This window comes from Okeania sp. SIO3I5 (genome assembly GCF_010672085.1).
In the GTDB taxonomy this organism is placed as follows: Bacteria; Cyanobacteriota; Cyanobacteriia; order Cyanobacteriales; family Microcoleaceae; genus Trichodesmium.
Genome location: NZ_JAAHHT010000001.1, coordinates 156,184 through 166,590, shown reverse-complemented (window position 1 = coordinate 166,590; position 10,407 = coordinate 156,184). Strand labels below are relative to the sequence as shown.

General features: G+C 42.3%; 3 protein-coding genes. All 3 read right to left on the bottom strand.

Annotated features, from left to right (window positions below; genetic code table 11):
- Positions 1-51: 51 nt before the first annotated feature.
- Positions 52-423: a hypothetical protein gene (locus F6K40_RS00570; RefSeq protein WP_293129861.1), complete on the bottom strand. Its 372-nt coding sequence runs from the start codon at positions 421-423 to the stop codon at positions 52-54.
- A 153-nt stretch (positions 424-576) separates the two neighbouring features.
- The gene (locus F6K40_RS00565; protein WP_293129858.1) at positions 577-873 is read right to left on the bottom strand and encodes a hypothetical protein; all 297 of its coding nucleotides are present in this window, start codon (positions 871-873) and stop codon (positions 577-579) included.
- Between the two features lie 218 nt (positions 874-1,091).
- Positions 1,092-8,510 (bottom strand): SpvB/TcaC N-terminal domain-containing protein, encoded by a 7,419-nt coding sequence (locus F6K40_RS00560; protein WP_293129855.1) that lies wholly within the window; start codon positions 8,508-8,510, stop codon positions 1,092-1,094.
- Between the last annotated feature and the right edge of the window lie 1,897 nt (positions 8,511-10,407).

The following is a 10,407-nucleotide window of genomic DNA, read 5'->3' as shown; positions in this document are numbered from 1 at the left end:
GATATGGTTCACTCCTATGAAAAGCGCTGTATTATAGTTAGTAATTAATTTCTACGAGAGATATAGATTGATTCGCCCACTACTGGCGATCGCTTTCCATCCCTCACATTTTCCGTAAGCCAACTTTTTACTATTAAACACTTGTTTCTTCAATTTGTCAAGGCAAAATCTGATTTTTTTTTGACGAGTTGTTTTTTCCCATGCTAGTTGACTTTTCGGATAACTGAATGTCAGAGGCGATTGATCGCTTCTTGGGAACCCACACCCATACCCATTGGTTTTGGGTGGGTTTTGAGGCGATCGCTTATTTCCTCTAGCTTTCAACTTTCCCAATTTAATGCCATCACTACATTCTATCGAAAAAGTAGCAGGTTTGGAGGTCGAGCTTAGGGTTGCGTTCAAAGAATGGTTTGAGAATTTCATTATTTTTAATGGCAGTCAAATCTGACATGAGAGCATTTTTCAGTTCGGGAAACCACAGTAGGAGCTTTCTCGCATTTGCCCTGACAGGGTTTCGGGTATAACGATATGGTTCACTCCTATGAAAAGCGCTGTATTATAGTTAGTAATTAATTTCTACGAGAGATATAGATTGATTCGCCCACTACTGGCGATCGCTTTCCATCCCTCACATTTTCCGTAAGCCAACTTTTTACTATTAAACACTTGTTTCTTCAATTTGTCAAGGCAAAATCTGATTTTTTTTTGACGAGTTGTTTTTTCCCGTGCTAGTTGACTTTTGGGAGAACAGGATGTCAGAGGCGATCTTTCGCTTCTTGGGAAATCTACACCCATACCCATTGGTTTTGGGTGGGTTTTGAGGCGATCGCTTATTTGCTCTTGCTCTAAATCCTCCCAATTCAATGCCCTCACAGCATCTTGATGGAATTGAAGGTGTTGAGGTCTAATTCGGGAGGGCGAGCGAAGAATCGTTTGAGAATTTCATTGTTTTTAATTGTGGTTAAGTCTGACGTTGACTCCTGTTTTTTTGTTTAAATTGGGTATTTCGGTTGGATTGCAGTGCGTTAACGACAGTGTAACGCACCCTACAAGATATGGGATCTTACTACAAGACAGGAGATCGCACTTAATCATTGAGTTGCTTTCAGATCAAAAAGATCCTTGACGAATGCTCTTGAGTGTTTTGATACTTGTTGTACTAAGTCTATAAAGCTTTTCGATTGGTTCAATCGTTGGATATCGCCTCTCAACTGGTTGTAGGCATGGCTTGTGGTATTCATTGCGCCTTGATAATCTTTTCGGCTTGCTGACTGAACTCGTCTATATGCTTGGATCGTTAGCCACTCCTCTCTTGACAGATTTCCCGCCACATCTGTTCCCCCTATTACGTAAAAGTGATTAGGATCCTGTACCTGTGGATTAAGATTATCTACTCGATAGATTCTACCACTTGACACCTTATAGTCGCCTGATAAAGAGGGGATATTTCCGGTTATAGAGTTCTGCGACTCCACGCGCTGCTGCTCATCTTTCCAGCCATGTTCTGGTTCGTACAAAAGGGCAAACGGATTATCATCAAGATAGCTTAGCTTATTTTTAAGATAGTGGTAGCTTTCGTAGCGACTTTCTTCAGATTTTTTTTGTAACATTCCCCCAATTTCAATTGCTTCTTTTTCTAATGTTTCTTTATTTATATCTGTATGAATAACACTATTCATTTCTTCACTATGACTATCAGCAATGTATTTGTAGTGGTGTCGCTGTAGGCTAAAGTCTAACTTAAGCATTCTCTGTCTCAGAGGAACTGTCAAATGGATTGCGTGATGTTCGTCTATTACCGCAGTTGGCGATGTCAGTTCTTTTTGTGATTTATCTTTTGCCTTTGTGGGTTTGTTTTTAGCATAGCCTTTAAAATCTAAATAACTGATCGGATTCCCCCCTACAAAGGCATACAAATTCAACCCATCAACAGTCCCCGCAGGATCGCAACTCAACCAGCGTCCCAACCAAGGGGCATAATACCGCGCCCCATAGTAATACAACCCCGTGCTATCATCCCTTTCCTTACCGCTATAGCGATATTCCTTCAGCTTCACCTCCTTCTGACTCTTACCTGCAATAAATGCCGTGCCCCCATAAGGAAAATACTCCTCATAGCTGATAATATTAGCATCACCATCCACTTCTAAAGACACCGAACCCAAGCGATCGTCTAGTTGATAGCGCAGACTCCTAGTTTGAGGTCTGTCAACTTCCCCTTGTCGATCGTCCTTCTCCCAGTAATGGATAATCGCCACGCAGGTTCCCTGGTCCATTACTCTCAGTGTATGCCGTTGTAGGATAACTGTTTCACCACTGGCAGTTACATCATGCAACCATTTCTCCTCATAATTTCCCAGATAGATTTTTGTCTCCCTGTGATTCACTGCACCACCATTGGCCATCCGTTCCGATACCTTACGGGTTCTCATTTCATTGCTGTCGTAGTTGTAATAATCGCGATCGTCCAACTCACTAGGACGCTCTATTACTCCTACCTGGACCAAATTTTCACAGCAATTCCAAGTCAAATCTACAGCATTATTGATTCCGAGCTGTTTCTGGTTCCCAGAGCGATCGTAAGTCACATTAGAGGATTCACTCGACCCATTTTGGGTGCTGCTAATCCTTTGCAACCGATTTGAATCTGGCATTATTTCCAGAGCGCGCGTCCAAGAATTTGTCGCTGCATGGGTCGTTTTAATTAAATTCCCCCCATCATCATAGGTATAATTTTCTCTGTATTTCTCCAGGGCATTACTATCGCTAAACGGTATAAATTTACTCTGCTTAAAGTCACCATCTTTTTCATTATTTTTATAGGTGTTGCCATTAATACCAGGATGTTGCCTACCATTTGCCTGAATTAGACGATATAAAGCATCGTATGTATAATCAGAAAGAGGTTTTACTGCTTGATTATTGTAAAAAACAGTTTTATAACTTCCATCGCACATCCGAGTGATATTCCCAACTGGATCGTAGATATAACTAATGTCTTGAATAACAGTAGGGCGATTATGGCCTTGGCGATCCTGGCCAGGTCTCCTGCTCTTAAGTCCGCTTAAGCGCAAGGTAGTATCTTCATAGGTATAAGTTGTACTCACCCCACTTCCATAGGCAACCTCAGTCCTTTGTCGGTTGGCATTATATTTAATGTTGTTGATAATCGACTGTGAATTGCCTTTGAATTCAACAGCAACACCCTGGATCAACCCCCCTTGATTGTAAGTATTCTTAGTCACAGAGCTATCCGGTGTTGTTTCCGTTAGCAACTGCCCCAAAGCATTAAAAGAAAACTTCGTCTGATAGGTTGGTGTTTCTAGGGGCACCTTCCCATTCCAATCAATGTAGTCTTTGTAATCTTGGGTAAGCTGCCGCGTCGTTTCCAGTAACTCTCCTTGGAAGCTATATTGACTGTTGACAATAACCCCAGACTGATCCTGAAGTTTGTACAGTTGGCCTCGCAAGTTGTACGCTTCTGCTTGAGGTTGGTTTTCGCCATAGACAAAGGTTTCAACGATATTATCTGTAGCGACAGTACCATTATTTTTGATACCTTTTACCCGGATTCTTAATTTTCTTTGCAAGCGATCGTAGGCGATCGTCTGGTCGAAATTACGAGGACTGAGATTCCATACAGAATTGCCAAAAATATTATCCAAGCTCACATTGCGTCCGGCATCAGCGCTATCTGTTACTACAGGAGTTTTGCCGTATGCTGCCATAGCATATTCGTATTTAAAGTTGTAGTAATTCCTTCCCTCAGTAACATTAGCATAATAAAGTCGCGGATCTATTGACTCTATTTCCCGTCCCTGAATATCATACCTGTGATAGGACGTCAAACAATTCTGCTTCAACAAATTGAGAATATCCTCGGCAAATTGTTTGTATTTATCGCCCAGTTCCTTAATGAAGGCGTCTTTAAATCCCTTGCTGTAGGGTTTAAACTTATCTGCGATCCACCCCGTATCAGCATCATCCTTCGTCATATATCCCTTTTGGAGCAGCACTTCCCAAACTTCTTCAGAAGTAATATGACCCCTTACGATCGCCTGAAATGCATCTAGCGCCACTGCACCCAGATTATTTTGAATTTCTAGAAAAGTCCGTCCCAAGCTATCCAACACCGCCATGGACGGAGTATTGTAGAAAGCTGCCGCCTTGGACAAGGCATTCTTTTCATTCTTTTGCACTTCTGTGGGATCAGCAGGGTAGTTAGCTATAAAATTTTTGTAGTAACTAGAGTCTTTTACCGTGTCATTCTCATCATAGTGCTTGATTTCCCAAGGCGTGAATTCCACTTTTGAGTAAAACCCCTTGGGAGTATCGATCCTGATTTCCCGCAACAAGGGATCGTACTGAAAAACAGTAGGTGGCGGTACTAGCTTTTCCTGAACAATTTCCTCCTGGCTTTCATATAGCGCCCTGTTGGAAAAATAAGGCAGATACTTTTCAGCTACCTTCCCCTTATTGTTGTAAACGGTTCGTCCCGAAACTAGCCAGCGATCGTTGACATCTCCCCGTACTGCTTGCTTGTTCCCATCTCGTTGTAAATTACCGTTATTCTCCCAAAGGATGGCTTCTCCAGGTTCAACTAACTGCTTTTCTTCTACCACTCTACCAAAACCATCGGAATAACCGACTGAAACCCTAATCTTGCTTGACTCTCCAACTGGCAGATCGCTGACATGGGTTTCCCGCATTAAACTGATATAACTCGCAGGTTGTTTTTCCTGCCGCCAAGCAGAGAGATTGTAATAAAAGAACGTCGTAGCTTCTTGCAGGTACTTGTTTGGCTGCGCTAGCACATCCTGGAAACTCCCATTGCTTTGCACATTATAGTTACGCAAATCCCCATCTCCAGTTCGAGGATTTCCACCAGACCCTTTTTTAAATATAGAAGTGGCAATCACCATTCCCAAGGGATCGAACAGCACCTGATGGATTGTTTGATTGATATCTATTAATTGCCAAGGGGTGAGGGTGTGGTAATCTATCTCCGCTCTCATCACATTCTTTTCAGTGTCTGTGATATACAGTTCTGTCTGCACTGGCACTAAATAGTACTTGTCGTAACTTACCATCGTTTTAGCGCGTAATCCATCCCCTTGGCTAGCTGTTTTGGCAAAGTCGTTTTCTGTCTTACAGGGCAGATAGAATTTGTCCGAGTAATGCTGCACCAGACCTTTATTCCACCAGTAGTCGTCTTCTAGGAAATATCCTCCCTCATCCCTAACAATTTTTGATATATCTACCTGGTTGTTATGGACTTCCAGCCCCCATCCCTTGGGAAAAACAGCCTGCTGGTGGTGGTGCAGCAAAGCTTGTGCTGTTATCTGTCCCAGAGGCAGTACGTTATGGAGTGCTTCGTTCCAGAAATAGGACCGTTCCCAAGAGAACAGGCGAGCTTGTGGAGCTTGGCCGCTAAATTCCTCCCCATAAGCGATCTTATTTGTCAGAGCTTCATTAATCTGCTGACGGATCTCTGCCAAGGTAAAATACCCCGTTCCCTGCAAATTCAAATTATTAATTTCCCAGGATTTTTGTTCGTAGGGGATGCCTATCAGCCTAAAAGCAGTTGTCTGCTCGATAAACTCCCCTAACTGCACCGTGGCTTTCAGGGCTGTTTGTTCCGGATATATATGGATACTTTGGTTCTGGCGTCTGCCGTAAACAACCGTACAAGCTTTCTTGACATTACCAAAGTCTGTAACCTCCAGCACAAATTCATGTTGGATGCGCGGGTCTAGGGGGTTGCGCTCGTAATGATAGGTGAGGGTTTCTAGGTCATGGACAAAATAGACCCCATATTTATTTTTCCCTTGCGGTTGCAGCAACCTGACACTATAATTCGTCTCCGTAATTGTATAGGGTTCCGTAAGCTGATAGGAATTCTGTTGCCTCTCTAGGGCATACACCTCTGACCGCAGCACTGTCCCCTTTAATGCTCTACAGGCCGAACGCCAGGCTTCGCTATCTGGCTGGTAATTAGGATGTTTCTGCTGGTAATCTTGATAATCAAAGACGCTATCCGGGAACGAGTAAGCCTCTGGATCGCCAGCAAAATACTCTTTTTTATATTGTTGCGAAAGCTCCGTGCCTTCCAACCACGCCCCAGTGTGATACCAGGTCTTGGTCACTACTGGCCAGGGTTGCTTGTCATCATCAGCAGGCAGGGTCTCCGCATCCTGCCGTTCTACCATACCAAAGCCGCGAAATTCTCTTTCTTCTCCATCATAGTAACCGTGATGGTAGCTGTATTTTGCTACCAGGGTCGTCTTGGAGATTAAATCCTGCGTTTCTGTTTGGGCAACTACTTGTACGGGAAAGGGGAGGTTGGTAATCCAAGGCCGCCCTTTTTCCTTATCTTCTAGATAATATTTTGTGGAAGTGCCGTAGGTAATACGAGTTGTAGCTCCGAGATTGTTGTCTGTCTGGTTCAACAGGTGGGGTTTTGTTCTTTGGCAAAAGTCGTAACACCAATGGCGGGGTTGGGAATGGCTTTCGCTCAAGACCATGCAAGTCGTGCCGTTGCCCAATACATCGGCAAAACTAATTTGGTCTAAGTTATCCCATTGACTCGGTAAATAAACAGTTATGGGTCTGCTGAAAGCATTACCACTTTGATTGAACCAAACCATGATGCGATCGCTCTTGACATACAAAATATCTGCCGTCCCTGAACCATCAATATCAGCCAAAAACAACCGGGAGACATCGAAGTCTGCCCCAAACTTGGGTGCATTACCCAAAGTCACTTTTTTGCCAAACTTGCCGTACCCCAAAGATGGCCAGCATTCTACTAAACCATTTCCGATTCTGACTAAATGCTGCCTCCCCGTACCGAAGATATCCGCAAACCGCAAAGCTTCCGTGCGATCGCCTTTCTTCTCCAAAGGCAAATCATTTTCCGGGTGCTGTATCAAAGGCAAGCCAAAACCTTCCTTCCCTTTTCCTGGATAAACTTTGACGCGATCGCCTTCCATCCGCAACAAGTCTAATAACCCATCCCCCGTAATATCCGTTAATTTACTGTCTGGGTCCAGAAATTCATTAGTAAAAGCAGGAAAAGTTTGAAAACCCTGCCAAGAGCGATCGCTTTTGACTTCGTAATATCCCGACACATTTGGGGTACTCAGAACTAAATCTAATTTACCATTTCCCGTTAGATCGATTAACTGTTGGTTGTTAGTTTTCCCATAAGGAAGTGGCAAAGATTGAGGTTGTTGGGAAGGGTTATATTTTACGGCTTTACTTCCCTCTCCGTTTGCTGCCGCTTCCCAGTACAGAGTTGTGCTGCCGTCGTTGTACAATACTCCCGGAATACCTTCCCCGTATAAATCTAGGATTTGATATCCCGAGGAAATCAAACCTGGTAAAAACCGATCATCCTCTTCTAGGAATAGTTCAAACTTATGTCCTTCGGGTTTGAATTTAGTATATTTAAACTCCAGAGGTGGTAAATTCTTGGTTTGATACTGACCATTTTCATAGCGATATCCGATCGCTTCCACAGAAGTTAAAAAAGTAATATTAGGGTCTTCTTGATAATTGAAGCGCGTGGCATGAACTAGAATTGGTTCGCTCCCCAATTCGGCAAAGCGGTGGAACATTAAAACATTGCTGCACAGTCGATAAGTGCGAATTTCAAACCCTGCATGATAGGTAGAAAAGGGGTCTTGCCGGTTCGCCCACTCCTTAACTGGAGTATAGGGTGTAGTCTTAGTCGGGTTGATGTCATATTCGCCGTAGTCAAAGATTACTTCAAAGTGCCAGATAACACTGCTGAAGTCATCTCCTTCTTTCAGAGGTTGGTCGTTTCCATACTGAATCTTTTCTATATATTTATTCGCCGTTTGCGTCCGATTCTCTTCGTAAATTGCCTTGGGGACTCCCTCGGTATTTTCTTCTTTGTAGCGATAAATAATGTAATTTCCTCGCGCATCGAAGCTTTCTTCTAGAAGCCACTCAAAGATGCGATCTGCGTTTTCGGGGTCGCTGATTCTTGCTTGAGGCGTTTTGCCAAAAATACTGGTAATATTGTCTTTACTGGTTACTTGCCAATAAGACTCTCCCGTTGAGTTGTCAGTCCATTGCTCAATTTTGGCAAATAATCCTTCCGTCCGGGGGCGGTAGGCAATGATGTGGTAACTGCCTTCAGTGCGCGAACCTATCGGCACTAAATCGTCGGCGTTAGAGAGGATAAAGGTATCAGTGCCGTCGTATTTGGGCAGTCCTTTGGAGGTTTTGCGGGAAATTTTGGGAATGGACAGAGCGAAACCCAAGCCAAAAATCCCGTTCCCATTACCAGAATTGTAACTGACGCTCAGTTGCGGTTCAAACCCACGACAGGGGGTAGTAGATATGGGAATAGAAACCCCCGCAGTACCTGTAAACTCATCTGGTTGAAAGGTTTCGCCAATGCCAGTAATTGCCCCGCCACCTTTGGGTAGGGATACTTGGGTCGCTGTAATTTGCTTGCTGGTTGCGCTATTGCTGTTCATAAGACATGGGTTTAATAATTTGTCAAATTTTGAGGAGGTTGGTTGCAGTCATGGTGGAAAATAACAAATTGTTATGTCATTTTAAATCCTCACTATCTGGCTTTTGGCCTTAATTGTCTTTTTTGGCGTTCTATTTTTTAGACGTTGCCCGTTGCTCTTTTCTGACCAACTTTTTCTGTTTTTTTCATTTCTTTTTTTATTAGCTTGTTTGGATTAGCAGGGTTACAGATAGAGGAATTTTTGGCGTTCTATTTTTTTAGACGTTGCCCGTTGCTCTTTTCTGACCAACTTTTTCTTTTTTTATTAGCTTGTTTGGATTAGCAGGGTTACAGATAGAGGAATTTTTGGCGTTCTATTTTTTTAGACGTTGCCCGTTACTCTTTTCTGACCAACTTTTTCTTTTTTTATTAGCTTGTTTGGATTAGCAGGGTTACAGATAGAGGAATTTTTGGCGTTCTATTTTTTTAGACGTTGCCCGTTACTCTTTTCTGACCAACTTTTTCTTTTTTTATTAGCTTGTTTGGATTAGCAGGGCCACAGATAGAGGAATTTTTGGCGTTCTGTTCTTTAGACGTTCCCCGTTACTCTTTTCTGACCAACTTTTTCTTTTTTTATTAGCTTGTTTGGATTAGCAGGGTTACAGATAGAGGAATTTTTGGCGTTCTATTTTTTTAGACGTTGCCCGTTACTCTTTTCTGACCAACTTTTTCTTTTTTTATTAGCTTGTTTGGATTAGCAGGGTTACAGACAGGGGAATTTTTGGCGTTCTGTTCTTTAGACGTTCCCCGTTACTCTTTTCTGACCAACTTTTTCTTTTTTTATTACCCACGTTCCGCACTTCAATTTGCAACATAAAGTAGTATGGAAAAAATGGTAGTTTGATAAGTATTTATACTGTACAAATCATCTTCATTGAGCTTTCTCAGAAGTCAAATTCTCAGGAGAATCTTAAGTATTTATACTTAATAGAGCCAGACAATTAGTCGGCATCATTCCCTACTGACTACTGACTACTGACTACCCACATTTTGTACTACATTTTGTACTACAAAATGTGGGTTATTAGCTGGTTTGGATTAGCAGGGCCACAAACAGAGAGCTAACTACAGAAGTTCAAAAATTGAAAACAATAATTATACATAATTAAATATTTCTTGTGATATTATTCAGATTATGTCTAATTTATGATGAGGAAGTACATTAAGCGTTTCAATGAAGCTGACAGAGACTTTCACCCTACTGTCAACTATGCAAACTATGGGCAGAAGTAGCTAGTTTTCCAAGCGATTTGAAGCCTGTGGAGAAGATAAGTTGCAGACTGCAGTCGGTGGTATTCTATGGAACAGGAACTGAGCTGCCAAAGTTCATGCGATAGCCTATGGGCAAGTTTGGGTAAGTTTAATAGAACGGATTTGTAGAATCTATATTTAATTTGATGGAACTAGACCTAAACTACTATGTTTAGGCTCAAAGTAATAAATGGATGCAAGTTGTGACGACGAAAAGAGTAATAATCAGGTGGTGGAGTTATTCGTACAATGTGATATGCTTAACCCTATGATTCAAAAAGGTAAGCCCAATAAATAGCTACAAAGTTGAAATTTAATTAACTTCAACAAGGTTGGTTATGCCGTTAGGGGAGCAAGTGCAAAAGCTATATCCCAATTTCATCCAACAAAGCCTTGTCTAACTAAAAAACATAATATCCTAAGCATTGCGTTGCGTGGCAATAGAGTTTGTATAGACACATTATGTAACGCTTTGTATCAGTTTTATAGAACCCCTAAGCGGATCTATTTAGAGATCGGGAGATGGGGGCCTAGATTCTACCTTTTTCCCCTATCCTATTTCTCTGACTCCTGACTCCTGACTCCTTTGCCCAAAACCCGCAGCTTTG

Coding starts and splice junctions, on each gene's coding strand:
- F6K40_RS00570 (WP_293129861.1), bottom strand. CDS start 423: ATGAAATTCTCAAACCATTCTTTGAACGCAACCCTAAGCTCGACCTCC.
- F6K40_RS00560 (WP_293129855.1), bottom strand. CDS start 8,510: ATGAACAGCAATAGCGCAACCAGCAAGCAAATTACAGCGACCCAAGTA.